Raw genomic sequence first — 25,332 nt, 5'->3', positions numbered from 1 at the left:
AAAAACTTCTTAAAGGACCGCGCGCAGCCTGTGCTTCCCATGCGCCGTGCCGGCATCGTAGCGCGGCGCGGTCGGCCCCTTCCCCGGTGATCCCATGACAGCGACGTCCCTGCTTTTCCGCATGCCCGTGCCGGCGGTGTCGCCGGTGACGGTGCGGCCGGTCCGCCCGGAGGATGCCTCCACGCTGCTGCGGCTGGCACGCGAGGCCGACGGCCACGATGCGCCCGCCACGGGCCTGCTCGAATTCCATGAAGCGCTGTTCGAAGCGCCGGTTCGCGCGTGGGCATGGCTGGCCTTCGTCGGTGGCGAGGCCGTCGGCCACGCGGTAGCGACGGTGGGCTTCTCCATGCGTGCCCGCGGCTACTGCTTCCAGCTCGACACCCTGCACGCGCGCGATGCGTGGGCGGCGGCGGCCGAAGCCGCCCTGTTCGACGAAGTCCGCGCGATGGCCCGCCGGCTCGGCTGCGTCCAGCTGCACTGGCACGACGCGTCCGACGAGGCCCGCCTCGGCGCCCTCGATGCGCGACGCGACGGCGTTCGCCACGTCGTGCCGCTCGCCTGAACTCCGGCCGCCACGCCGTGTCTGACCTTTTCCGCGCCCTGCCGCGCCCCCTGCTGCTGAGCCTGCTGCTGATGACCACCGGATCCCTCGCCGCCTGTTCCACCACCGCCTCGCCTTACGCGAACTCGCCGCAGTTCCGCGACGGCGGATTCCGCACTCCGGTGAAGCCCAGACAGGCGGGATGGCCGCAGATGCTGCGCATGGCGTGGCGCTTCATGTTCGACAAGTCCGACGACGCACGCCCCGACGTCGCGCTGCCGGTGACGCCGATCACGCGCGCGCAACTGCTCGCCGCGCCGGATGGCTCGCTGTTCCGGCTGGGGCATTCGACGATGCTGCTCAAGCTCGACGGCGGCTTCTGGCTGACCGATCCGGTGTTTTCCGAGCGCGCCTCGCCCGTGCAATGGGCCGGGCCGAAGCGCTTCCACGCGCCGCCGATCGCGCTGGACCAGTTGCCGCCGATCGAAGGCGTGATCCTTTCGCACGACCACTACGACCATCTCGATCGCGCCGCGGTGCTCGCGCTCGCGGCGAAGACGCGCCATTTCATCGCGCCGCTGGGCGTGGGCGACCTGCTGGTCGAGTGGGGCGTGGATGCAGCGAAAGTGCGCCAGCTGGACTGGTGGCAGGAGACCCGCATCGGCGGCGTGCGCCTGGTCGCGACGCCGGCGCAGCACTTCTCCGGCCGCGGGATGTTCTCGAAGAACCCGACGCTGTGGTCGTCGTGGGTGATCGAGGCCGATGGCCTGCGCGTGTTCTTCAGCGGCGACAGCGGCTACTTCGACGGCTTCAAGGCCATCGGCGAGCGCCTGGGCCCGTTCGACGTGACGATGGTGGAATGCGGTGCGTACGACGCGATGTGGAGCGGCGTGCACATGCAGCCGGAAGAAACGGTGCAGGCGCACGTGGACCTGCGCGGCCGCGTGCTCATGCCGGTGCACAACGGCACGTTCGATCTGGCGCTGCACGGCTGGCAGGAACCGTTTACACGCGTGTCGCAGATCGCGCGTGAACGTGGTGTAGCGCTAACAACGCCGGGCTTCGGCGAAGCGATGGACCTGCGCGAGCCGCCCGCCGAGCGCGCGTGGTGGCTGCCCTCGCCGTAGTCATCGGCGACAATGGCGGTCCGTTTCCGAATACGGCGCCGCCCATGACGAACCACTCGCAGTCGATTTCCCTCACCCGCTACCTCATCGAGGAGCAACGCGCCGGGCGCATCAACGCCGACCTGCGCCTGCTGATCGAAGTGGTGGCGCGCGCATGCAAGACGATCTCGATCGCCGTGGGCAAGGGTGCGCTCGGTGGCGTGCTCGGCGATGCGGGCACCGCCGGCGAGGCGTCGATCAACGTGCAGGGCGAAGCGCAGAAGAAGCTCGACGTGCTGTCCAACGAGATCCTGATGGAAGCCAACGCGTGGGGCGGCCATCTCGCCGGCCTCGCGTCGGAAGAGATGGACACCTCGCAGCCGATTCCCGACGTGTATCCGCGCGGCAACTACCTGCTGCTGTTCGATCCCCTCGACGGCAGTTCGAACATCGACGTGAACATCTCCGTCGGCACGATCTTCTCCGTGCTGCGCGCACCGGACGGCGTGACGCACGCGAAGGACGAAGACTTCCTGCAGCCGGGCACCGCGCAGGTCGCCGCCGGTTACTGCACGTACGGGCCGAGCACGATGCTCGTGCTCACCGTCGGCAACGGCACGCATTCGTTCACGCTCGATCGCGAGATCGGCAGCTTCGTGATGACCACGCGCGGCATGCGCATTCCCGAGGAAACGAAGGAGTTCGCGGTGAACATGTCGAACCAGCGTTTCTGGGAAGCGCCGATGCAGCGCTACGTCGGCGACCTGCTCGCCGGCAAGGAAGGCCCGCGCGGCAAGGACTTCAACATGCGCTGGGTGGCGTCGATGGTCGCCGACGTGCACCGCATCCTGACGCGCGGCGGCATCTTCAGCTATCCGCTCGACAGCAAGTGCGCGGCGAAGGGCGGCAAGCTGCGCCTGATGTACGAAGCCAACCCGATGTCGCTTCTGGTCGAGCAGGCCGGCGGCGCGGCGAGCACCGGTCGCCAGCGCATGCTCGAAGTGCAGCCCACGGGCCTGCATCAGCGTGTGCCGGTGTTCCTGGGTTCCAGGCGCGAAGTCGAAGCGGCCGTGCGCTATCACGCCGAACACGACGGGGCCGCGTAAGCACGCGCGAAACGTTGTCTACATCAGGTGGCGCACGCATTAGGCGTGCGCCACTCACGAACGTGAATCGTGTTGGCGCGTTTCATGTCGCGTGCCGCGCGGCGCATTCAGCATGGAACGCGTCGTTTCTGACCGCTCATCGTCGAACGGTCCGTTGAATACACTGCGTAACTTCCCGCAGTGGCAGCATCGACTGCCTCGGACTACGTCAGGAATGACATGCCGATGGACGGACTCCAGGACGCCGAAGCGTCACAGATCGACGGCCGCGAACTGATCTACGTCACCCGCGGCGGCGCCGGTCGGGTGCTCGCGCTGGGCGGGTTGCAGCAGCTGGGCTGGAACCTGCGGCGCGCGCCGGACGCACGCAGCGTGCTGCGCATCCTCAACGGCGATTCGCGCAAGCCGCACGCGGCGCTGCTCGATCTGCGCGAAGGCTTCACCCAGCAGGATCTGGCCGAGTTCGGTACCGCATTATCCGCAGGAAATGTCGGTTGGGTCGCGGGCATCGACGCGCGACAGCTCGACGAATCGCCGGTGCGCGATCTCATCCGCGACTACTGCTACGACTACCTCACGCTGCCGTGCCCGGAGTCGGTGCTCAACACGGTGATCGGCCATGCGCACGGCATGGCGAGCCTGGCATGCGAACGCGGCGATGCGACGAGCGAGGCCGGCTTCGACGGCATGATCGGCGAGTCGCCCGCGATGCGCACGCTGTGCCGCACGCTGCGCAAGGCCGCGCTGACCGAAGCGCCGGTGTTCATCGCTGGCGAAACCGGCACGGGCAAGGAACTCGCCGCGATGGCGGTGCACCGGCATTCGCGCCGGCACGCGCATCCGTTCGTGGCGATCAACTGCGGCGCGATCCCGCACAGCTTGATCCAGTCGGAACTGTTCGGTTACGAACGCGGTGCGTTCACCGGCGCGCAGCAGCGCAAGCTCGGCCGCATCGAAATGGCGAACAGCGGCACGCTGTTCCTCGACGAGATCGGCGACCTGCCGCTGGAGAGCCAGGCGTCGCTGTTGCGCTTCCTGCAGCAGGGCAGCATCGAGCGCCTCGGCGGTCACGAGCAGATTCCCGTCGACGTGCGCATCATTTCGGCGACGCATCACGACCTGGACCGCGCGGTGGCCGAAGGCCGCTTCCGCGCGGACCTGTACCACCGGCTGTGCGTGCTGCGGCTGCAGCAGCCGCCGTTGCGCGAGCGCGGGAGCGACATCGACAAGCTCGCCGAGTACGCGCTGCATCGCTATTCGCAGGAAGGCCATCGCACCCTCAAGGGTTTCGCGCCGTGCGCGCGGCAGGCGCTGCACACGCACGCGTGGCCGGGCAACGTGCGCGAATTGATCAATCGCGTGCGGCAGGCCGTCGTCATGGCGGAAGGCCGGCTGATCACCGCCGCCGACCTTCACATCGAAAGTTCGCTCACCACGCCGCCGCCGACGCTCGACGAAGTGCGCGATGCGGCGACGCGCGCGGCGATCGAGCGTTCGCTGCATCGCAACCGCGGGCGGCTGGTGGACGTCGCCCGCGAGCTCGGCGTGTCGCGCGTGACGCTGTACCGGCTGATGCAACGTCACGGCCTGCGCGCGCACGAGCCCGAGACGCCGAACACGCTCCATATCGCGTAAGCCGTCGCGGCGCGTTTGCATCGCGCGCGTGGCGTGCGAGGATGCGGCGTCCGGGTCTTCCTTCCGCGCCATGCACACTCCTCAAGACGATGCGGTCGCTGCGGCCGACTTCATCGAGGTCTACGACGACGCGCTCGATGCGCAGCAGTGCGCGTGGCTCGTCGAGCGCTTCTCGGCGAGCAGCGACACCGTGCCGGGCCGCATCGGCGGCGGCGTGCTGCCCGACCTCAAGGACAGCCGCGACCTCACCATCACCGGCCGCGACGCGTGGCGCGATGCGGAGGCGATGCTCAACGCGGCGGTGTTCAAGGGCCTGATCGCCTACCTGCGCCGTTATCCGCACACGCTCATCGCCCCGTTGATGCTGGAAGTGCCGGGCGACGATGGCGCGCGCCATCGCCTGACGGCCGAGCGCCTCGCGGCGATGGACGACGCGGCGCTGGCGCCCATCGTGCAGACGGTACTGCGGCCGGGCGCGATCAACCTGCAGCGATACACGGCCGATCGCGGCGGCTATCCCTACTGGCACTGCGAGCTGTATCCGCGCGATGCGCACGGCGAGACGCTGCACCGCCATCTGCTGTGGACGATGTACCTCAACGACGGCTTCGAAGTGGGCGAGACGGAGTTCCTCTATCAGCGCCGCCGGATCGCGCCGCGCACCGGCAGCCTGCTGATCGCGCCGGCGGCGTTCACCCATACGCACCGTGGTAACCGGCCGAAAGGCGGCGACAAGTTCATCGCGACGAGCTGGATCCTTTTCCAGCGGGCGGAGACGTTGTTCGGGGCTTCGTAGGCTCGCAGGTCGGTTCGGCGCGGGTGCCGATCCCCGGGTGCGGCCTTCGGCCTTACCCGGGCTACACGAGCAGCGGCGATCCGCTCAGGCGGTGCGCGGGTGGTTGAGCACCAGCCAGTACAGGCCGACCTGCTTCACCGCCCACACGAACTGCTCGAAATCCACCGGCTTCTGGATGTAGCTGTTGACGCCGAGTGCGTAGCTGGCTTCGACGTCGAACGGCTCCGCGCTGGTGGTCAACACCACGACGGGCAGCGTGCGCGTGGCTTCGTTCGCGCGCACGGCCTGCAGGACTTCCCGCCCGTCGACCTTGGGCAGGTTGAGGTCCAGCAGCATGATCGAGGGAAGATCGTCCGGATCGCGATCGGCGTACTTGCCGCGCGCGAAGAGGTAGTCGAGCGCCTCGGCGCCATCGCTCACCACGACCAGGCGGTTGGCGATCTTCGCCTCGTCGAAGGCGATGCGCGTGAGCTCGACATCGTCCGGGTTGTCCTCGACCAGCAGGATTTCCTTGTGCATCAGGCGCTCTCCTCCACCAGCTTTTCGGCCGGTAATTCGAGGGTGAACGTGGCGCCGGACTCGGGACGCGAGTCGGCGCGGACGCTGCCGTGGTGTCGTTCGGCGATACGCCGCACGATCGCCAGGCCCAGACCGTGACCTCCCCCCTGGTCCGGTCCGTGCAAACGCTGGAATGGCTCGAACAGCTTGTGCGCATAGCGCATGTCGAATCCGATGCCCTCGTCACGGATTTCGAGCTGCACGCGCTTGCCTTCACGCCGGCCGCTGACCTGGATGCGGATGGGCTCGCGTTCGCGCGAGAACTTCCACGCATTGCCCATCAGCTGGCTGAGCATGAGCTTGAGCAGCCGTTCGTCGCCCCAGACATGCAGGCTGGGCTGCACGCGGATGTCGGCGCGACGCTGCGGTTCGGCGTCCTGCAGCTCCGCGCCCACCCAGTCGGCGAGCAGGCTGAGGTCGACGTCGACCGGCTTGAGCTCGGTGCGCGTGACGTACGCGAGATCGTTCAGCGCGCTCAGCAATCCGCTCATGCGCGAGGCGGCGGCGCGGATGCGGGTGAGGTAATCGCGATCGGTGTCGTCCAGGCGATCGGACGCGCGATCGGCCAGCAGCGCCGAGAAGCTTTCGATCGACCGCAGCGGCGCGCGCAGGTCGTGCGCGACCGCATCGGCGAACAGCTGCAACTGGTGGTTGGCCGCGAAACGCGCGGCGTGTTCGGCTTCGGCGCGGGCCTTGAGCGCGAGTTCGGCGGCGTGCTGCGCGCTGATGTCGCGCAGCTGCACCAGCAGGTACGACGCGTGTCCGTTCTCGTCACGCACCACCGAGACGTTGACGTGCGCCCAGACGGTCTCGCCGCTGCGGTGGAGATAACGCTTCTGCGCGTCGAGCGCGGGAATCTGGCCGTCGACGAGGCCGCGCAGGAACGACTGGCTCATCGCGACGTCGTCCGGATGCGTCAACGCGGACGCCAGCGTGCCGACGATTTCATGCGCGCTGTAGCCGAAGATGCGTTCGAACGCGGGGTTCACTTCGAGCCAGCGGCCCTGCAGATCGACCACCGCCATGCCGACGCCGGAGGCGTCCATCGCGAGACGGAAACGGTCGATTCCCGCGTCCTGACCGGGGATTTCGCTCATCGATGGCGTGGCTCAAGCTTGTCCTGTCGCAGGCGTAGTGTAGCGGGGCCGATCGTGACGGTGTGGTGCAGGCTGCTTGCACGGCCGCTGCACCGTCTGCCGCACAATGGGGCATGGAGATGCAACAGATCCTGTTCCTGATCATCCTCGCCGGTTCGCTGTACCTCTTCATCAGCGAGCGCCTGCGCGTGGACGTGACGGCGATGCTCACCTTGCTGGCCATGGTCCTGGCCGGCGTGCTCGACGCGCGCGAGGCGTTGTCGGGCTTCGCGAGCGAGCCGGCGATCATCGTCGCGGCGGTGTTCATCATTTCCGGCGGACTGGCCGCGACCGGCATCACCGAACGCATCGGCCAGGCCGTGGAACGTGCGGCGGGGCGCACGGAAAGCCGGGCGATCGCGGTGGTCATGCTCGCGGTCGCGGCGCTGTCGTCGTTCACGCACCACGTGATGGTGACCGCGATGATGCTGCCGATCGTGACGCGCTTCGCACGTGCGCGCGGGATGTCGGCATCGCGACTGCTGATGCCAATGTCGTTCGCCGCATCGCTCGGCACGACGCTGACGCTGGTCAGCGCGCCGGCGTTCCTGCTGGCCGACAACCTCATCGAACGCACCGGCAGCGAGGGGTTGGGGATCTTCTCGATCACGCCGATCGGGCTGGCGCTGGTCGTGCTCGGCGTGGCGTACATGCTGCTCGCGCGATGGCTGCTGCCCAAGCGGTTCGGCGCGCTGGGCGATGCCGGCTACCTGCGCCTGGACCGATATCGCACCGAGCTGGTGGTGGGCGAGGGCGCGCGGTGGAACACGCGGCCGCTGTCGGACCTGCAGAAGGCGCTCGGCGACCGGTTCCGGCTGATCAGCTGGACGCGCGAGGGCGAAGTGCGCGACGACCTCACGCCCGCCAGTCCGCTCATCAAGGGCGACATCCTGCGCGTGGAAGCGTCGGCCGACGCGTTGGCCTCGCTGCACGATGACGCCGGCCTGGAACTGCAGGCCATCCGTCGCTACGGCGCGCTGGCGACCGGCGAGGGCCAGGCGCAGCTGGTGCAGGCGGTGATCGCGCCGGGCTCGGAGTTCATCGGCCGGACCCTGCGCGAGCTGGATTTCGCCAAGCGCTTCCACACCGTGATCATCGGCTTGTGGCGGCGCGGCGAGGACGAATCCCCGCGCCTGACCGAAACCCGGCTGCGCGAGGGCGACCTGCTGGTGCTCTGGGGCCGGCCGTCGCGTTTCGCCGAACTGGCCACGCACCACGGCTTCCTGATGCTGGTGCCGTTCGCCGGCGAGGCGCGCCGGCGGCGGCGGGCGCCGGTGGCGCTGGCGATCCTCGCGGCGACGGTGCTCGCGGCCGCGACCGAATGGCTGCCGGCGCCGCTCGCGTTTTTGCTCGGCGCGGTCGCGATGGTCGCCTCGCGCTGCGTGGATGTCGACCAGGCGTATCGCGAAGTCGACGTGCGCATCTTCGTGATGATCGCCGGCGTGATTCCGCTTGGCATCGCGATGGAGCAGACCGGCACGGCGCAGTGGCTCGCATCGGGGCTGCTGCACGTGGTGTCGGGATGGCCGCCGCTGGGGGTGCTGCTGGTGATGTTCGGCGTGGCGGCGCTGTTGACGCAGATCCTGTCGGATGCGGCGACGACGGTGCTGCTCGGTCCGATCGCGGTGGAACTGGCGCAGTCGCTCGGCCTGCCGCCGACGCCGTTCGTGGTGTGCACGGCACTCGGTGCGGTGGCCTCGTTCCTCACGCCGATCGGCCACCACGGCAACCTGCTGATCCTCGGCCCCGGGCAGTACCGCTTCAACGATTTCCTGCGCATCGGACTGCCGCTGACGGCGATGATCGCGCTGGTCAGCGCGTGGATGTCGCGCTGGCTGTGGCTCGGGGGTCCGCTGATCCCGGGCTGAGCGTGGTGCGGCGTCAGCCGAACAGTTCGCCCTGCGGCGATGGCTTGCGCGGCGGCACGAACTGGCTCGTATCCAGGCTCGGCATCGAACCGAATCCCAGGCGCGCGTGCGCCTTGCGGAACCGTTGCGCGATGAGCTGCGCGAACGGGCCTTCGCCGCGCATGCGGGTGCCAAACGCGCTGTCGTAATCCTTGCCGCCGCGCATCTGCTGGATCAGGCTCATCACGTGCTCGGCACGATCCGGGTAATGCAGCTGCAGCCATTCGCGCCACACCTGCTTGAGCTCGTGCGGCAGGCGCAGCAGCACGTAGCCGGCCGATGTCGCGCCGTGGTCGCGGCAGGCTTCGAGGATGTGCTCGATCTCGCGGTCGTTGATCATCGGAATCACCGGCGCGACCATGATCCCGACCGGGACGCCGGCATCGACCAGGGTGCGGATCGCCTTCAGTCGCGCGTGCGGCGCCGAGGCGCGCGGCTCCATGCGTGCGGACAGGCGGTTGTCCAGCGAGGTGACCGAGAAGGCGATGCTCGCCAGGCCGCGTTTGGCCATCGGCGCGATGAGGTCGAGATCGCGCACGACGCCGGCGTTCTTCGTGATGACACTGAAAGGGTGCGAGCACGCGCTCAGCACTTCGATCACCGATCGCGTGACGCGATAGCGGCGTTCGATCGGCTGGTAGGAATCGGTGTTGATGCCCAGCGCCAGCGGCACGCACTGGTAGGACGGCCGGGACAACTCGTTCTGCAGCAGCTCGGCGGCGTTGGTCTTGGCGAACAGGCGCGTTTCGAAGTCCAGGCCGGGCGAGAGATCGAGGTACGCGTGCGAGGGCCGGGCGAAGCAGTAGACGCAGCCGTGCTCGCAGCCGCGGTAGGGATTCACCGACGCGCTGTGGCCGACGTCGGGCGAATCGTTGCGGCTGACGATGCTGCGGGCGCGCTCCTCGGTCACGCGGGTTTGCGGGCTGGGGGCGTCGGAAAGGTCTTCGTAGACCGAACCCCAGCCGTCGTCCTCGCCGTGCGCGACCGTCACCGCGTAGCGGCCATCGACATGGGAGGCGGCACCGCGACCTTTGATCGGGGCTTGGGCTTTGCGGGCGTCATCCATCGGCCTTAGCCTACGCGGCGCCCGTCGCAGCCCGTGAGACGGGGCATGCCACGACGCGGCGACGACGCGCCGGACGGCACGCTGAATGGAGGAGGACACCGCCCGGCATGCTCGACATCCTGCGTAGTGCCTGGGCCGCGCTGGCCTCGGTTCCCAACTTGTGGCTGTATCTCACGCTCGGCTGGCTGACCTACGTGGTCTGGCTCGGCCTGTGGATCGTGCTTCAGAAGCGCGAGCCGGTCGCGACCCTCAGCTGGCTGATCAGCCTGGCGGCGCTGCCGTACATCGGCTTCCTGATCTATTTCTTCTTCGGTCCGCAGCGGATCCGCCGGCATCGCCTGCGCCGCGTGCGCGCCCGCGCAACGCTACCGAAGCCGCCCGAAGGCCTGACGCCGACGCCCGACGCCATCGAGCTCGCGCGCCTGGCCCAGGCGACGACCGGCCTTCCGCCGATCACCGCGACGCGCGTGGACATCCTGGTCGACGGATCGGCGAAGTACACCGCGCTGCTGGAGGCGATCGCCAACGCGCGCGATCACATCCACCTGGAGTACTACATCTACCTCCCCGACCGCACCGGCACCGCGCTGCGCGACGCGCTCGCCGAACGTGCGCGCGCCGGCGTGAAGGTGCGGCTGCTGCTCGATGCGGTCGGCTCGGGCCGGACCAAGCGCAAGTTCCTGAAGCCGCTGGTCGATGCCGGCGCCGAGGTGGCGTGGTTCCACCCGATGAAGCTGCAGTGGTTCTGGAAGCGGCCGTGGCTCAACCTGCGCACGCACCGGAAGATCGTGGTGATCGATGGCGAGATCGGCTTCACCGGCGGCATCAATATCACCGACGACGAGGACGAGCGCCTGCGCGAGGATGCGTACCGCGACCTGCACCTGCGGCTGGAAGGCGACATCGTCCGCGAGCTGCAGCTGGTCTTCATCGAGGACTGGGCGTATGCGACGGGCGAGCCGCCGCTGCGCGTGCATCACCCCGCACCGCAACGCGGCACGGTGTCGGCACAGGTGCTGGTGTCGGGGCCGGACTCTTCGTGGGAAGCGATCCATCGCGTGCACGTGGCGGCCATCCATTCCGCGCAGCGTCGCGTGTGGCTGGTGACGCCGTACTTCGTGCCGGGCGAAGCCGCGCGCATGGCATTGACGTCGGCGGCGCTGGGTGGACTCGACGTGCGCCTGCTCGTGCCGAAGGTCTGCGACAGCCGGCTGGTGACGCTGGCGGCACGCTCGTATTTCGACGAGCTGCTGGAAGCGGGGGTGAAGATCCACGAATACGGTCCGCGCATGCTGCACAGCAAGGCGCTGCTGTGCGATGACGACCTGGCGATCGTCGGCAGCGCGAACTTCGACCATCGAAGCTTCCGGCTCAACTTCGAGGTGTCGGTGCTGTTCCGCGACAAGGGGCTGGTCGCCGAACTGGAAACGTTGATCCAGGGCGAGTGCAACCTGGCGCCACGGGTACGCGCGGATCGCGCGCAGCCGTTGTGGAGCACGCGCCTGCCGGAGGGGCTCGCGCGCCTGGTGTCGCCGCTGTTGTGACCGGTGCCGCGCTTCGCTGACGGGCGGTCTCACGCAACCGGCGATCGGCCTTTTGCGCCCGGGAACGCGCGCTACACTGCCGGCGCATCGCACCCCTTCACGGAGCTTCCCATGCACTGGCTGTACCTCCTGCTCGCACTGGCCGCGCTGGCGGTGGCGTTCAAGACGACGTCGGTGGCGGTGCTCCTGATCGCGCTGGTCGCGGCGCTCGGCTTCTTCCTCGCGTGGGTGCTCAAGCTGCTCGCCAGCCGCGTGGACAGCCAGACGCGCGATTCGTCGCTGATCCTCGATCCGGCCGAGCTGCGCCGACTTCGCGAGCAGGCCGAAGCGCGCCGCGCCGCGGCGGGTAATCCGACGGCGCCGCCGACGCCGTAACCCTGGCGAACGCGCGGCCGCTCACGCCGGCTGCGCTACCATCGGCGGCAGCAGCGCATCGGCCGCGGCCGCCCGGCCGCGATCGCCATCAAGGAGATCGCCATGAACGCCTTCGGCCTTCCGCTCCTGGCCCTGTGCCTGTTCGCCGGCACCTGCGCCGCGACGCAGAATCCCGCCGCATCGGCACCCACGCCCACATCGGCTTCGGATTCGTCGCGATGCGGGCGCATCAGCATCTTCGACGTCGCGCCGCGCAGCCAGGAGTTGTATCGCGCGCGGCTGATGAACATCGACGGACAACTTCCCGGGCCTGCGGGCGCCAAGAGTTTTCGCGTATCGCCGGGGCGCCACGTACTGGAAGTCGCGGAGCTGATCGACCCGGAGCAGTTCGGCGACGTCCAGATGCGCCAGCGCGACATGCGCAAGGATCCGTACAAGGAACTGGTGGTCGACGTGCAGCCCGACACGACCTATCTTCTCGCCGCGCGGCTGATCACGGCGCGCCGCAACAACATCGCCGACGGTTCCTATTGGGAGCCGGTCATCTACCACCAGAATTCCGAGTCGTGCCAGTGATCCCAGCGTGCTGCAGGGCGACGTCCGCACAGGACGCCGCGCGATGACCGTATTGAGCGTCAACGTCAACAAGATCGCCGTGCTGCGCAATTCGCGTGGCGGCGCAGAGCCCGATGTCGTACGCGCCGCGCGCGCCTGCCTGGACGCGGGCGCGCACGGTATCACCGTGCATCCGCGTCCGGATGCGCGCCACATTCGCGCCGAGGACGTGTACGCGCTGGCCGAACTCACGCGCGAACGCGGCGTGGAGTTCAACCTGGAAGGCAATCCGTTCGCTCCGCCACGTGCGGGCTATCCCGGCTTCTTCGCGCTATGCGAAGCGGTGCGTCCGGCGCAGGCGACGCTGGTTCCGGACGGCGACGCGCAACTCACGTCCGACCACGGTTTCGATTTCGTGCGCGATGCGGGTTCGCTGCGTCCGCACGTCGATGCGTTGAAGGGCATCGGATGCCGCGTGAGCCTGTTCGCCGACGCGCACACGCACGCCGGTCGAACCGGGATCGCGCACGCGGCCGAGGTCGGCGCCGACCGCATCGAGCTATACACCGGACCGTGGGCGGAGGCGTTCGCACAGGGCGAGGGCGATGCGATGGCGACGCAGTTCGCCGAAGCCGCCAAACGCGCGCAGGACGCCGGTCTCGGGGTCAATGCGGGTCATGATCTGAGCCAGGAGAATCTCGGTGCATTTCTTGCTGCGGTGCCCGGCGTGCTCGAGGTGTCGATCGGCCACGCGCTAGTCGGCGAGGCCTTGTACGACGGATTTGACGCGACGGTGCGGCGGTATCTCGCGATCCTGCAGGGCAGGTAACCCGCGGCATCGTCACGATTGCGGAACGACGGCACACGCTTCTGTAGCCCGGGTAAGCGAAGCGCACCCGGGAACCGCCTACCGCAACGCGCTCCAAATCGCGAAATCAGGACGACTTCCAGCCTTCTGCTGCATGCGTCGGCGGCGCCCGTCACGAAGGACGGGCGCCGCCAGAGTGCTTATTCCCAGGCGATGTCGCGAACGCCATTGCGCTGCGCTTCGGCCAGCGTCCAGGCGAAATCCTGGTAGTCGGCGTCCGCGTTCGCGGTGATCTGCACGACGGTGCGCGGGTCCGCCTGCATCAGCTCACGCAGCGCCTGCGGCAATGCCACCCGATCCAGTGCGACCCCATCGAGGGTGAACCGGCCGTTGCCATCGACCCGCAACATGACGCGCTCGGGCGGTGGCAAGGTCTTGCCGGGGACGGGTTGCGGTAATCGGAGATCGATCCGTCCGCTCATCACGGGCGTGGCCACCATGAAGATGACCAGAAGGACCAGCATCACGTCGACCAGCGGGGTGATGTTGATCTGGGCGACCTCGGTGTGGCCGCTGCGGGAAGACGGGGAATCGCGGAAAACGGAAGCAGCCATCGCGCAACCTCCATGGGCCCCATGCCCGGTTCCACGCTAAACCCGCCGGCCGCGGCGCCGCAAGTCACACCAAGGTCGTAGGGCGCGGGATGCTCGGGCGCGCCGCCGACACTGGACCACCGTCCGACGGGGGCCGGATCCAGGGCCCGCAATGTTCGGTGCTTATGGCCGGGACGGTTGCAGCGCCCACTGAAACGCACAAAAGAAAACGCCGCCCGGAGGCGGCGTTTTCACGACAGGTAAGCGTCAATCAATTGTTCTGAACAAAGCCAATCTTTTCCATATTGGCGTTCTTCGCATGCGCCAGCACCTTCGCGAGGATGCCGTAATCGGCGTCCGGGCTGGTGTCGATCTCGAGCATCGGCTGATTGCTCGGGTCGCGCTGGACCTCCGCAGTCATCATGCCCTGGATCGCGGTGATCGGCTGCGGTGCGTCATTCCAAAACACCTGACCGGACGCGTCGATCCGCAGCCTGATCGGCGGCGGCGGTTCGCGCGTTTGCGGCGGTGGGTTCAACGACTTCTGCGGCAGGTTGACGTCGATCGGATACGTCAGCGGGGGCGCCGTCACCATGAAGATGATCAGCAGAACCAACATCACGTCCACGAGGGGCGTGACGTTCATGTCCGCCATCGGACCGCCACCGGATTTCGATGCAAATGCCATTACTGGATCTCCGGATCAGCGAGGTTCTTTGAGCGCCATGAAGCCGACCTTGCGCATGCCCTGGGCCTGCGCGATCTGCACCACTTCGTTAACGATGCGGTACTTGGTCGTCTTGTCGCCGCGGACGTTGATGGCCGGCTGCGGCGTTTTCTGGGCTTCGATCGACAGACGGCTCTCGAGCAGGTCCTTGGTCACCGGCTCATCGTTCCAATACAGATTCCCGTTGTCTTCCACCGTGATGCTGATCGGCGGAACGGGCGGAGCCGTCTTGTCACGATTGTCCAGATTCGCTTCGGGAAGATCGACCTGGACCTTATGCGACATCAGGGGCGCGGTGATCATGAAGATGATGAGCAGAACCAGCATCACGTCCACGAGGGGCGTGACGTTGATCTCGGCCATCGGGCCGCCGCTATCGCCAGTACTGAAGGCCATTACGAAACTCCAACCTGCTGCAAGAGGGTGTCGTTGTTACAACGCGTTCTTAGCGCTTCGCGCCCACTTCGCCGACGCGCGAGCCGGTGGCGAAGAAGTCGTGCAGATCGTGCGCGAAGGTGTCGAACTTGTTGTTGGTGACGCGGTTGAGGCGGGTGAAGAAGTTGTACGCCAGCACCGCCGGGATTGCGACGAACAGACCGATGGCGGTCATGATCAGCGCTTCACCCACCGGGCCTGCCACGGCGTCGATCGAAGCCTGGCCGGTCGCCGAGATGCGGATCAGGGCGTGGTAGATGCCCCACACGGTGCCGAGCAGACCGACGAACGGAGCGGTCGAACCGACGGTGGCGAGCACGGTCAGGCCGGCTTCCAGCTTCGAGCTCTCGCGGGTCACACCCTGACGCAGGGCGCGATCGACGAACTCGGAACGGTTCAGCGACTCGACCAGACGCGAACCTTCATGGCGCTGGTGGTGGGCAGCCGCCTGGGCGGCGTCGAGGGCGATCTTCGAGAACGGCTCGAAACGGCCCTGCTCTTCCATGAAACGGATGGCGTCCTGGGCGTTCGGGGTTTCCCAGAACGTCGAGACGACGCGATCCGAACTGGCGCGCAGGCGCAGGTTCTTCACGAAGTTCACGACGATCCAGTAGATCGACAGGATCGACATGATCGCCAGAGTGATGAAGACGACCCAGCCGACGAAGTCGAAGTTCTGCAACAGATGCGCGAAGCTCATCTGCTGAAGTGCCTGGGCGTTGGAGCCTCCAGCAGTCGCAGCGGTGGTGGTTTCCTGCAGCATGACGCTTACCTTTGAAATGTCGTGGAAAAGGAGTGTGTTGCGGGTTTGGTGCTAACGAATCCCGTGACCCCGATCAGGTCGGCGGGACGAAATCGACCGGGACGCGGACTCGGCTCTGTACACCCACGCCGTTCTGCATTTCCGGGTTGAACTTCCACTTCCGGGCGGCGTCCATTGCAGCGCGGTCGAGGTTGCGGTTGCGGCTCGACTTCTCGACAGCGACGTCAAGCACGTTGCCCTGGCCGTCGATGGTGATGACCAGCACGACCGTGCCACCAACACCCTGACGGGCTTCCGTCGGCGGGTACTTGGGCGGGTTGAGCCGCTTCGAGGACGGGTCGACGCTCGAACCGATCGTCGTAGCCGGTGCGGGCGGCGACGGCGGGCTCGGCGGCGGCGCCTGGACGTCCACCGGGCTCGGGTCGTCCACCACGATCGGCGGCTCTTCCGGCGGCGGCGGCAACGGCGTCGGCTGCGGCGGCGTGAGCTTCGGCGGCGGCTTCAGCTCCTTCGGCGGCTCCGGCGGCGGCGGCGGCGGCGGCGGGGGCGGCGGCGGCGGCTTGATGAGGTTGACGAACGTGACCTCCTCTTCCTTCTGCTGCTGGGCCGGAGGGGCCATCGGAGCAAGCAGGAGGAGCAGGGCCGCGACGTGGAAGGCGATCGCGATGGTGATACCGGCAATGCGTGCCCAGTTCAAACCGTCGCGGTCGTCGTCGTTTCTAGCGTGAATTTCTAGGTCTTGCGTCATGCGCCGTAGCTCGGGAGGTAATTCCGGACGCCAGGGCGCCTCGGGCCGTCAGATACGATTCCCGCGGCCCAAGTCGAGTCGCGGGAACCTCCTAGCATATACCAATTCGCGTCCGTGTAATCACGCAAATCGGTGGATTCGCTTTGCCGAATTACTTGCCCGGCAGCGCGAGAATCTTCTTGGCGTCGTCGGGCTTCTTCACGCCCTTGGCGACGGCCTGCTTGGCGGCTTCCTTGGCCTCGGGGATGCGGTCTTCCTGCCACAGGACACGGGCGAGATTCAGATAGGCCTCGCCATCGGGAGCGAGCGGGGCGGCCTTCTTGTAGGCGTCGATCGCCGGGCCGGCCTGGTCGGAGAAATAGTACGCCTGCGCCTGGGCGAGGTAGGTCTGGTAGTCCGGCTTGAGGACGCCCTTCTGGATGCCGTCGTTGATGACCGAGATGGCTTCCTTCTCCTTGCCGTCCATGTTCAGGTACGTGGCGTAGAGCTGGCGGTATTCCTTGTCCTCGGTCAGCTGGCCGGAGGCGCGCAGCTTCTCGAGCACGGCGGCCGACTTGTCGAGCATTTCGCCCTGCTGGTAGACGGCGGCCAGGTTGAGCTGGGCGCGCTTGTCGTTCGGGTTCTTGGCGGCGACGGCTTCGGCCATCTTGGCCGCTTCGCCGGCGTTGCCCGACTCGGCGTAGGTCGCCATCAGCAGCTGCTGCCATTCCGGCTTCGGATTCGGGCTGGAGTCGATGGCCTGCTTCAGGACCGTCGCGGCCTCCGGGTAGCGCTCCATGCGGTACAGGGCGTTGCCCTTGACCACCAGCTGCTCCGGCTTGGCGCTCTTGGTTTCGTTGAAGAAGGTGTCCAGCGTCTTCAGCGACTCGGCGTACTGCTCGTCCTGCAGCTGGAGCTGCGCGAGCATGTACATGGCGCCGTAGTGGCCGTTGTTGTCCAGGCCGTTGAGTTCGATCGCCTTGCGCAAGTAGTCCTTGGCGGCGGCGGTGTCGTCGGCGTCGTAGGCGATCTGCGCGGCCATCTGCGCGGCGAACGCGCGATCGTAGGCGTTGAAGGTTTCCGTCGCGATGATCTCGTCCGCGGCGGCGCGGGCCTGCGGGCCCTTGTCGTCGTCGTACAGGGCCATCATCTTCTGCAGCTTCGCGCCGCCCTTCGAGGAGGCCTTGGCCTCGACCTTGCGGGTCGCCTGCGGGTATTCCTCAGTCGGCTTGGCCGCCGACTGCTTGCCCTGCGACTGGCGCGCGCGGCGCTCTTCGGCACGGTCCTGCGCGGACTGGGCATTCACCTGGCTGACCGCACCGAATACCAGCACCGCGCCAATGGCCGCGGCGAGGATGCTGCGGTTGCGGAGGGAGAACTTGTTCATCGAACACCTCAGAGCTGCTGCCGCACGCGCATAAGCGGGCGGGACGATGGCGCGGGGCCAGGGGGGCGTCACGCTAACAGAAACGCGCGGCGCTGTGATACGGGGTTGTATGCCGGATTTGCAGACTTACGAACCGCACTTGGGCGTATGGCCAGCGGCCCGGGCCTGCTCGAACGTAGGCATGAGACTGCCCGCACGGGCGCCGAGTTCATTGATGCGCGACTGCGGGTTAGGGTGGGTCGAGAGCCATTGCGGCGGACGGCTACCGCCGGCCGCGATCATGTTCTGCCACAGATTCACGGCCTGGCGCGGGTCGAAACCGGCCTTGGCGGCGAGCTGCTGGCCCACGACGTCAGCTTCGGTTTCCTGGGTCCGCGAGTTCGGAAGCAGGTAGAACGTCTGCGCCGCCGCGCCACCGATCTGCCCGGCCGCATTGCCCGCGCCGGAGCCGTAGGCGCTGCCGAGGATCGCGCTGCCGATGCCCAGCAGCGTCGAGGTGCCCTGCTGCTTGGTGATGCGTTCGTCGTGATGGCGCGAGACCACGTGGCCGATCTCGTGCGCGATCACCGCGGCGAGCTGGTCCTGGTTCTTGGCGACAGTGAAGATGCCGGTGTTCACGCCGATCTTGCCGCCCGGAAGGGCGAACGCGTTCGGGGAATCGTCCTGGAAGACCGCGACTTCCCACTGCGTCTGCCAGCCGGCCGGGAGCTGGCGGGTGATGGCGTCCACGACGCAGCGCACGTAGGTGTTCTGGCGCGCGTCGGTGCTCAGCTTTTCCTTCGCCTTGGCTTCGGCGAATGCCTGCGCGCCGAGCTGATTGAGCTGGTCCTGCGAGACCGCGCCGACGTACTGGGTGCGGCCGGTGGGCGAGGTCGTGGTGGCGCAGGCGACCACCAGGGTGGCGATGCCGAGGGCAAGCAGAGCGCGTTTCATCGTGAGAACCCTGAGTGGCTGATGGCGGTTGTATCGCCCGCCGGATTAACACTTCGTCAATGGCTGAATACGCGCGTGGGCCGGTTCCGGGCACTGCGTCCCGGAACGGCCACTTTGGCGGCATCACACGTCGAGGTTGGCGACCTTGAGCGCGTTGTCCTCGATGAACTCGCGGCGCGGTTCCACGACGTCGCCCATCAGCGTGCTGAAGATCTGGTCGGCGGCGACCGCGTCCTCGATGCGCACCTGCAGCAGGCGACGCGTCTCGGGGTTCACCGTGGTGTCCCAGAGCTGCTCGGGGTTCATCTCGCCCAGGCCCTTGAAGCGCTGGATCTGGCGGCCCTTCTTGGCCTCTTCCAGCAGCCAGGTCTGCGCCTGCGCGAAGCTGTCGATCGGCTGCGCGCGGTTGCCGCGCAGGATCTGTGCGCCTTCGCGGATCAGGCCGTGCAGCTGCGCCGCGGCCTCGCGCACGGCGCGCAGCTCGCCCGCCTCGAAGATCGAGAGCGGCAGCACCTGCGTCAGTTCCTCGCCCATGTGCAGGCGCTTGACGAGCAGGGCGGGCTGCCCCGCGCCTTCGTGCAGCTCGAGCTTGTAACGCGGCTTGCCGAGGCCACCGCGGTTCAGGCGGGCTTCGAGCGCATCGAACTCGCGACGCAGCGCGGCGTGGTCGGACAGCGCGGCGGCATCGAGCGGGATGGAGTCGATCAGCGCCTCGATCACGCTCGGGTCGTAGCGGTGCGCGTTGCGGCCGATGGCCTCGCGCGCGCCGGCGTAGGCGAGCAGCAGCTTTTCCAGCGCCGCACCTTCGATCGCCGGCTCGCCGGTCGCCGGCACCAGCGACGCGCCTTCCACGGCGTTGTTCGCCAGGTACGCGTCGAGCGCCGCGTCGTCCTTGAGGTACAGCTCGTTCTTGCCCTGCTTGATCTTGTACAGCGGCGGCAGGCCGATGTAGACGTGGCCGCGCTCGATCAGCTCCGGCATCTGCCGGTAGAAGAACGTCAGCAGCAGCGTGCGGATGTGGCTACCGTCGACGTCCGCGTCGGTCATCAGGATGATGCGGTGGTAGCGCAGCTTGTCCGGGTTGTACTCGTCCTTGCCGATGCCCGTGCCCAGCGCCGTGATCAGCGTGCCGACTTCGGCGCTGCCGAGCATGCGGTCGAAGCGCGCGCGTTCGACGTTGAGGATCTTGCCCTTGAGCGGGAGGATCGCCTGCGTCTTTCGGTTGCGACCCTGCTTGGCCGAGCCGCCTGCGGAGTCACCCTCGACGATGAACAGTTCCGACAGCGCCGGATCCTTCTCCTGGCAGTCGGCCAGCTTGCCCGGCAGGCCCGCGATGTCGAGCGCGCCCTTGCGGCGGGTGAGATCGCGCGCCTTGCGGGCGGCTTCGCGCGCACGCGCGGCGTCGACGACCTTCTCGCAGATCGCGCGGGCTTCCTGCGGGTGTTCCTGCAGGAACTCCTCCAGGCGCGCGCCGAAGGTGCTTTCCACCACCGGCTTCACGTCGGAGCTGACCAGCTTTTCCTTGGTCTGCGAGGAGAAGCTCGGGTCCGGGACCTTCACCGACAGCACGGCGATCATGCCTTCGCGCATGTCGTCGCCCGACAGGCTGATCTTGGCCTGCCTGGCGATGCCGTTCTGCTCGATGTAGTTGGACAGCGTGCGCGTCAGCGCGGCGCGGAAGCCGGCCAGGTGCGTGCCGCCGTCCTTCTGCGGGATGTTGTTGGTGAAGCAGAACATCGTTTCCTGGTAGGCGTCGGTCCACTGCAGGGCGACGTCCACGGTGATGCCGTTCTGCTCGCCGGAGACGGCGATGACGTTCGGGTGCAGCGGGTTCTTCAGCTGCGCCAGGTGCTCGACGAAAGAGCGGATGCCGCCGGCGTACTGGAAGACGTCGCGCTTGCCTTCGCCGCGCTCGTCGACCAGCGTGATCTTGACGCCGGAATTGAGGAACGACAGCTCGCGCAGGCGGCGCGCCAGGATGTCGTAGTGGAACTCGACGTCCGTGAAGATGGCCGCCGACGGCTTGAAACGCAGGCGCGTGCCGCGCTTTTCCGACGCTTCCAGCTGCTTGAGCGGGAACACCGGCTCACCCAGCGCGTATTCCTGGTGGTGGTGGAAGCCGTCGCGCCACACGTCCAGCCACAGGTGCTCGGACAGCGCGTTGACCACCGAGACGCCCACGCCGTGGAGGCCGCCGGACACCTTGTAGCTGTTGTCGTCGAACTTGCCGCCGGCGTGCAGCACGGTGAGGATCACCTCCGCCGCCGAGACGCCTTCTTCCTTGTGGATGTCGACCGGCATGCCGCGGCCGTTGTCCAGCACGGAGACGGAGCCGTCCTCGTGGATCGTTACGAGGATGTCGTCCGCGTGGCCGGCAAGGGCTTCGTCGACCGAGTTGTCGACGACCTCGAAAACCATGTGGTGCAGGCCGGTGCCGTCGTGCACGTCGCCGATGTACATGCCCGGACGCTTGCGCACGGCTTCCAGACCACGCAGCACGGTGATCTTGCTGGAGTCGTAGGTCTGGGGAACGGCAGGGGTCGAAGCGACGGACGGATCTTGCGAGGGATCGTGCTCGATGTGGGTCATTCGGCGACAGGCTCCGTCGACGCGGTCCGCGGCGGGGCCGGGCGCGTCGAGACACATTAGCTATACAAACCGGGAGTATAACAGCCGGAATTCGGACGCTGGAGAACCGCCCCCTCAACGGGCGGGTAGGTCAGCGGGTGCTGATCGCGCCGTGTTCCACGTGGAACAGACTCGCGGGAAACTCTGCGGGTAATCCGGGCGGAGCTTCCGTGCCCGTGATGAACACCTGGGCGCCGCTGGCCTGAAGGCGCGCCAGCACCCTTCCTTGATGGTGGCGATCAAGCTCCGATGCAAGGTCATCCAGGGCCACGACGGGCCATTCGCCCTGTACCTCATCGTGGTGTTCAGCCTGTGCCAGTAGCGCCGCCAGGGCGGTGAGCTTGGATTGCCCGCGGGAGAGCGCTTCGCGCCCCGGCAGGTTACCGAAGGCAACGCGCCAGTCCGCCCGATGCGGCCCCGCCGAGGTGTATCCCGCGCTGAGGTCCCGCTCCCGCGCGAGCAGCAGCGCATCCGCGAGCGACATCTCCTCGCGACGCCAGCCCGGGGCGTACTCCAAGCGACTCGTGCCTAGCGCTGGGGCGAGCTCACTCAACAGGGGAGCGAATCGGGTCTGCAGGAGCTCGAGGTACCGTTCGCGGAACCGGCTGAGGGGTTCACCGGCCTCCGAGAGTTCGTGATCCCAGGCATCGAGTTGCGCGTCCCGGGCGCGCGCCTTAAGGAGGGCATTTCTTTGCTTCAGCGCCCGGTTGTAGCGACGCCACACGGGCAGGAAGTCGTGTTCCACGTGGAACAGACCCCAGTCCAGATAGCGACGTCTGGATTCGCCACCGCCGGTGATCAGCGCATGGCTGCCGGGCTCGAAGGTGACCACAGCCAGCGCCGCACAAAGATCTCCCAGCTGGCCCACGTTGGCGCCGTCGAGCCTTCCGGTCCAATCCTGGCCCGTGTGTCGGAGCCCAGCCTTGCGCGTGCGCTCCTCCTCCTCAAGGCCGCGACCCGCTTTCTCGCGCCATTCGACGAAGACCTCCAGACCTGGATCGCCAGCCCGGATCAGGCCGTCCCGTACCCGCCCGCGGAAGCTGCGCCCGTAGGCCATCAGATGGAGGGCTTCAAGGACGCTGGTCTTGCCCGCGCCGTTATCGCCCGTGATGAGGTTCAGGCCTGGCGCGGGGTCGAGGCGGAGTTCCTGGAAGCGGCGTAGATGGCGCAGCTCAAGTCGGGTGACGTGCATCGGAGCAAGTCTAGCGGACGACCAAAACAAAACGCCCGGCACGAGGCCGGGCGTCGATGTTCCACGTGGAACGGCGGTCTTAGAGGCGCAGCGGCATCACCACATGGCGGCAGCGGTCGTTCGCGGCCTCGCGGACCAGCGCCGACGAGTTCGCGTCGCGCAGCATGATCACCACGTGCTCGTCCTTAAGGGCCGTGAGGGCATCGAGCAGGTAGTTCACGTTGAACCCCACAGCCAGATCGTCGACGCGCGTATCGGCCTCGACTTCTTCCTGGGCTTCTTCCTGCTCCGGGTTATGGGCGCTGATCTTGAGCTGGCCCGGCGAAACCTCCAGGCGAACGCCGCGGTACTTCTCGTTCGACAGGATCGCCGCACGCTGCAGGGAGGCCCGCAGCACTTCGCGGTCGATACGGACCTCACGGTCGGCGCCGATCGGAATCACCGCCTCGTAATCCGGGAAGCGTCCATCGATCAGCTTGCTGGTGAAGGTCACATCGTCGCGCTTCACCCGCAGGTGGCCGCGGCCCATTTCCAGCTCAAGTTCGCGCTCACCGCCTTCCAGCAGGCGCTGCAGCTCCTGCACGCCCTTGCGCGGCACTATCAGCTGCCGTTTGGTCAGCGCACCGTTCTCCAGCGGCGACTCGCACAGCGCAAGGCGATGGCCGTCGGTGGCCACGCAACGCAGGCTGGATTCGCGCAGATCGAACAGCAGGCCGTTGAGGTAGTAGCGGACGTCCTGCTGCGCCATCGCGAACGCCGTGCGCTCGATCAGCTCCTTCAACGCCGCTTCCGGAACGCGTACGCGTTCGTTCGCTTCGACCTCGTCGATCGACGGGAAGTCGTTGGCAGGCAGGCTCGACAGGGTGAAGCGCGAACGTCCGGCCTGCACGGTGATCTTTTCGGCGGTCTGCGAGACGGTGACCTTGCTGCCATCGGGCAGGGCGCGAACGATCTCGAACAGCTTGCGTGCCGGGATCGTGGTCTCGCCGTCCTGAGCGTCATCCACCAGAACGCGGGAAACCATTTCCACTTCCAGGTCGGTACCGGTCAGCGAAAGCTGTCCGTCCTTTACCTGCACCAGAAGATTGGCCAGGACCGGAAGGGTCTGGCGGCGCTCGACGACGTTGACGACCTGAGCGAGCGGCTTGAGAAAGACTTCGCGTTGAAGGGAAAAACGCATGCGGACCCCGTCCCCGTGCCATTACTAAGTATGTGGAATAAATCAAAAGCATGGTGGTGATGGTGTCGCCGAAAATCCGGGAAAACCATCTCAAGCTTCTGATTACCAAGGTTTTTCTTGCTGGTGAAACTTCGGTAGAACTGGCCGGGCAACCGGCGGACAAACTGTGGACAACTCTAGCGCACCGCCACAGGGTCGAAACTGTCCACAACTTGTGCCCGCACCATACACGGCTTGCCCCGTGCGGACGGGGATAAGTATGTATCGACGGCCCGGGCTTTGCGCTGGCCGCCGACGCATCACTCGCTGAGCTTGCGGATCAGCTTGTCCCAGTCTTCGCGCAGCTTGCCGTCGGTCTCCATCAGCGTGCGGATCTGGCGGCACGCGTGCAGCACCGTGGTGTGGTCGCGACCGGCGAACGCATCGCCGATCTCCGGCAGGCTGTGTTCGGTCAGCTCCTTGGCCAGCGCCATTGCCATCTGGCGCGGACGCGCGAGCGAGCGCGTGCGGCGCTTGGACAGCAGATCCTTCATCTGCAGGCCGTAGTAGTCGGCCACGGTCTTCTGGATGTTCGGAATGCCGATGGCCTGCTGCTGCGCGCGCAACAGGTCGCGCAGCGTTTCCTGCGCGAATTCCACCGTGATCGCGCGGCCGGTGAAGTTGGCGCGCGCGGCGAGCGTGTTGAGCGCGCCTTCCAGGTCGCGCACGTTGCTGCGCATCTTCTTGGCGAGCAGGAACGCGACTTCCTCGGGGATGTGCGCGCCGCGCTCGCGCGCCTTGGACAGCACGATCTGCGCGCGCGTCTCGAAGTCCGGCGGCTCGATCGCCACGCTCAGGCCCCAGGCGAGGCGCGACTTGAGGCGTGGCTCCAGGCCTTCGACCTCGCGCGGGTAGCGGTCGCACGTCAGGATGATCTGCTGCTTGCCGTCGAACAGCGCGTTGAAGGTGTGGAAGAACTCCTCCTGCGTGCGGTCCTTGCCGGCGAAGAACTGGATGTCGTCGATCAGCAGCGCGTCGACCTGCTGGAATTGGCGCTTGAACGCGTCCATGGTCTTGTCCTGCAGCGACTTCATCATCGCGCTGAAGAACTGCTCGCTGCGCAGGTAGAGCACGCGCATGTTCGGGTTCGCGGCCCGCATCGCGTTGCCGGCGGCGAACATCAGGTGCGTCTTGCCCAGGCCCGTGCCGCCGTACAGCAGCAGCGGGTTGTGCGCGCGATCGCCCGGCTTGAGCGACGCCTGCCATGCGGCGGCGCGGCCAAGCTGGTTGCTGCGGCCCTCGACGAAGTTCTCGAAGGTGTAGTGGTTGTCCAGATGGCCATTGAACGGCTCGCTCGGCGTGGCGCGCGCGGGCGCGACCAGCGGGGATGCGATCGACTCGGGCATCGGCGGCGCCGCACGCGGGAGCGAGCCGATCTCCAGGCTGACCTCGCCGCTGCCGGCGAAATACGCCAGCAATTCGCGGATGCGCGGCAGGTAGCGCTCGCGCACGTGTTCGACCACGAACGCATTGGGCGCGTAGAGCACCGTGATGTCGTCGCGCTGGGTGGCCTGGAGGGGCTTGAGCCAGGTGTGGATATCCTCGGCCGGAAGTTCGGCTTCAAGGCGTTCGAGGCAGCGGGGCCAGGCATCCAT

At 67.2% G+C, this 25,332-nt stretch carries 24 protein-coding genes; 10 read left to right on the top strand and 14 right to left on the bottom strand.

Annotation, left to right across the window (positions count from 1 at the left end; genetic code table 11):
- Nucleotides 1–94 precede the first annotated feature (94 nt).
- The 5 genes from LA521A_RS00120 (at nt 95) to LA521A_RS00100 (ending at nt 5,184) form a co-directional block, all read left to right on the top strand.
- Nucleotides 95–562, top strand: coding sequence for a hypothetical protein (locus LA521A_RS00120; protein ID WP_281780392.1), 468 nt, complete (start codon nt 95–97; stop codon nt 560–562).
- Nucleotides 563–633: 71 nt separating this feature from the next.
- Nucleotides 634–1,668, top strand: coding sequence for an MBL fold metallo-hydrolase (locus tag LA521A_RS00115; RefSeq protein WP_281782142.1), 1,035 nt, complete (start codon nt 634–636; stop codon nt 1,666–1,668).
- 44 nt (nt 1,669–1,712) lie between these two features.
- On the top strand, nt 1,713–2,753 hold the full coding sequence (locus tag LA521A_RS00110; protein WP_281780391.1) for a class 1 fructose-bisphosphatase: 1,041 nt from the start codon (nt 1,713–1,715) through the stop codon (nt 2,751–2,753).
- 225 nt (nt 2,754–2,978) lie between these two features.
- On the top strand, nt 2,979–4,388 hold the full coding sequence (locus LA521A_RS00105) for a sigma-54 dependent transcriptional regulator (protein WP_281780390.1): 1,410 nt from the start codon (nt 2,979–2,981) through the stop codon (nt 4,386–4,388).
- A gap of 70 nt (nt 4,389–4,458) precedes the next feature.
- Nucleotides 4,459–5,184 carry a 2OG-Fe(II) oxygenase gene (locus LA521A_RS00100; RefSeq protein ID WP_281780389.1) on the top strand — a complete coding sequence of 242 codons (726 nt, stop codon included), beginning with the start codon at nt 4,459–4,461 and terminating at the stop codon, nt 5,182–5,184.
- Nucleotides 5,185–5,268: 84 nt separating this feature from the next.
- Here the strand turns inward: LA521A_RS00100 and LA521A_RS00095 are convergent, their stop codons facing one another.
- A complete protein-coding gene (locus LA521A_RS00095; RefSeq protein ID WP_281780388.1) occupies nt 5,269–5,703 on the bottom strand; it encodes a response regulator in 435 nt (144 codons plus the stop codon).
- Nucleotides 5,703–6,839: a sensor histidine kinase gene (locus LA521A_RS00090; protein WP_281780387.1), complete on the bottom strand. Its 1,137-nt coding sequence runs from the start codon at nt 6,837–6,839 to the stop codon at nt 5,703–5,705. Before LA521A_RS00090 ends, LA521A_RS00095 begins: the two co-directional genes overlap by 1 nt.
- A 113-nt stretch (nt 6,840–6,952) precedes the next feature.
- Here LA521A_RS00090 and LA521A_RS00085 point away from each other — a divergent pair, with 113 nt between their 5' ends.
- The gene (locus LA521A_RS00085; RefSeq protein ID WP_281780386.1) at nt 6,953–8,746 is read left to right on the top strand and encodes an SLC13 family permease; all 1,794 of its coding nucleotides are present in this window, start codon (nt 6,953–6,955) and stop codon (nt 8,744–8,746) included.
- Between the two features lie 13 nt (nt 8,747–8,759).
- Here LA521A_RS00085 and LA521A_RS00080 read toward each other — a convergent pair whose 3' ends face one another.
- A complete protein-coding gene (locus tag LA521A_RS00080; protein WP_281780385.1) occupies nt 8,760–9,851 on the bottom strand; it encodes a PA0069 family radical SAM protein in 1,092 nt (363 codons plus the stop codon).
- 107 nt (nt 9,852–9,958) lie between these two features.
- On the opposite strand from LA521A_RS00080, the gene cls reads away from it, so the two are divergent.
- From cls to LA521A_RS00060, 4 genes are all read left to right on the top strand, one after another.
- Nucleotides 9,959–11,395, top strand: coding sequence for a cardiolipin synthase (cls, locus tag LA521A_RS00075; protein ID WP_281780384.1), 1,437 nt, complete (start codon nt 9,959–9,961; stop codon nt 11,393–11,395).
- A 111-nt stretch (nt 11,396–11,506) separates the two neighbouring features.
- The gene (locus LA521A_RS00070; RefSeq protein ID WP_281780383.1) at nt 11,507–11,770 is read left to right on the top strand and encodes a hypothetical protein; all 264 of its coding nucleotides are present in this window, start codon (nt 11,507–11,509) and stop codon (nt 11,768–11,770) included.
- 102 nt (nt 11,771–11,872) lie between these two features.
- A complete protein-coding gene (locus LA521A_RS00065; RefSeq protein WP_281780382.1) occupies nt 11,873–12,346 on the top strand; it encodes a hypothetical protein in 474 nt (157 codons plus the stop codon).
- A gap of 43 nt (nt 12,347–12,389) precedes the next feature.
- Complete coding sequence (locus LA521A_RS00060; RefSeq protein WP_281780381.1) at nt 12,390–13,154, top strand: pyridoxine 5'-phosphate synthase; 765 nt, start codon at nt 12,390–12,392, stop codon at nt 13,152–13,154.
- Nucleotides 13,155–13,333: 179 nt separating this feature from the next.
- On the opposite strand, the gene LA521A_RS00055 is transcribed toward LA521A_RS00060, so the two are convergent.
- The 11 genes from LA521A_RS00055 to dnaA all read right to left on the bottom strand — a co-directional run bounded on the left by LA521A_RS00055 (nt 13,334) and on the right by dnaA (nt 25,332).
- On the bottom strand, nt 13,334–13,747 hold the full coding sequence (locus LA521A_RS00055) for an ExbD/TolR family protein (RefSeq protein WP_281780380.1): 414 nt from the start codon (nt 13,745–13,747) through the stop codon (nt 13,334–13,336).
- 250 nt (nt 13,748–13,997) lie between these two features.
- The gene (locus tag LA521A_RS00050) at nt 13,998–14,414 is read right to left on the bottom strand and encodes an ExbD/TolR family protein (RefSeq protein WP_281780379.1); all 417 of its coding nucleotides are present in this window, start codon (nt 14,412–14,414) and stop codon (nt 13,998–14,000) included.
- 15 nt (nt 14,415–14,429) lie between these two features.
- The gene (locus LA521A_RS00045; protein WP_281780378.1) at nt 14,430–14,849 is read right to left on the bottom strand and encodes an ExbD/TolR family protein; all 420 of its coding nucleotides are present in this window, start codon (nt 14,847–14,849) and stop codon (nt 14,430–14,432) included.
- 49 nt (nt 14,850–14,898) lie between these two features.
- The gene (locus tag LA521A_RS00040) at nt 14,899–15,651 is read right to left on the bottom strand and encodes a MotA/TolQ/ExbB proton channel family protein (RefSeq protein ID WP_115843164.1); all 753 of its coding nucleotides are present in this window, start codon (nt 15,649–15,651) and stop codon (nt 14,899–14,901) included.
- A gap of 73 nt (nt 15,652–15,724) precedes the next feature.
- Nucleotides 15,725–16,399 carry an energy transducer TonB gene (locus tag LA521A_RS00035; protein ID WP_281780377.1) on the bottom strand — a complete coding sequence of 225 codons (675 nt, stop codon included), beginning with the start codon at nt 16,397–16,399 and terminating at the stop codon, nt 15,725–15,727.
- A gap of 151 nt (nt 16,400–16,550) precedes the next feature.
- On the bottom strand, nt 16,551–17,765 hold the full coding sequence (locus tag LA521A_RS00030; RefSeq protein ID WP_281780376.1) for a tetratricopeptide repeat protein: 1,215 nt from the start codon (nt 17,763–17,765) through the stop codon (nt 16,551–16,553).
- Between the two features lie 126 nt (nt 17,766–17,891).
- A complete protein-coding gene (locus LA521A_RS00025) occupies nt 17,892–18,698 on the bottom strand; it encodes a M48 family metallopeptidase (RefSeq protein WP_281780375.1) in 807 nt (268 codons plus the stop codon).
- Nucleotides 18,699–18,821: 123 nt separating this feature from the next.
- Nucleotides 18,822–21,287 (bottom strand): DNA topoisomerase (ATP-hydrolyzing) subunit B, encoded by a 2,466-nt coding sequence (gene gyrB, locus LA521A_RS00020; protein ID WP_281780374.1) that lies wholly within the window; start codon nt 21,285–21,287, stop codon nt 18,822–18,824.
- A gap of 130 nt (nt 21,288–21,417) precedes the next feature.
- On the bottom strand, nt 21,418–22,518 hold the full coding sequence (gene recF / locus LA521A_RS00015; RefSeq protein WP_281780373.1) for a DNA replication/repair protein RecF: 1,101 nt from the start codon (nt 22,516–22,518) through the stop codon (nt 21,418–21,420).
- A 79-nt stretch (nt 22,519–22,597) separates the two neighbouring features.
- Complete coding sequence (gene dnaN, locus LA521A_RS00010) at nt 22,598–23,698, bottom strand: DNA polymerase III subunit beta (protein ID WP_281780372.1); 1,101 nt, start codon at nt 23,696–23,698, stop codon at nt 22,598–22,600.
- Between the two features lie 299 nt (nt 23,699–23,997).
- Nucleotides 23,998–25,332, bottom strand: coding sequence for a chromosomal replication initiator protein DnaA (gene dnaA, locus LA521A_RS00005; protein WP_281780371.1), 1,335 nt, complete (start codon nt 25,330–25,332; stop codon nt 23,998–24,000).

It is taken from the genome of Lysobacter auxotrophicus, from assembly GCF_027924565.1.
In the GTDB taxonomy this organism is placed as follows: domain Bacteria; phylum Pseudomonadota; class Gammaproteobacteria; order Xanthomonadales; family Xanthomonadaceae; genus Lysobacter_J; species Lysobacter_J auxotrophicus.
The sequence above is the reverse complement of the archived record's forward strand: the minus strand, read 5'-3'. Positions and strand labels throughout refer to the sequence as shown.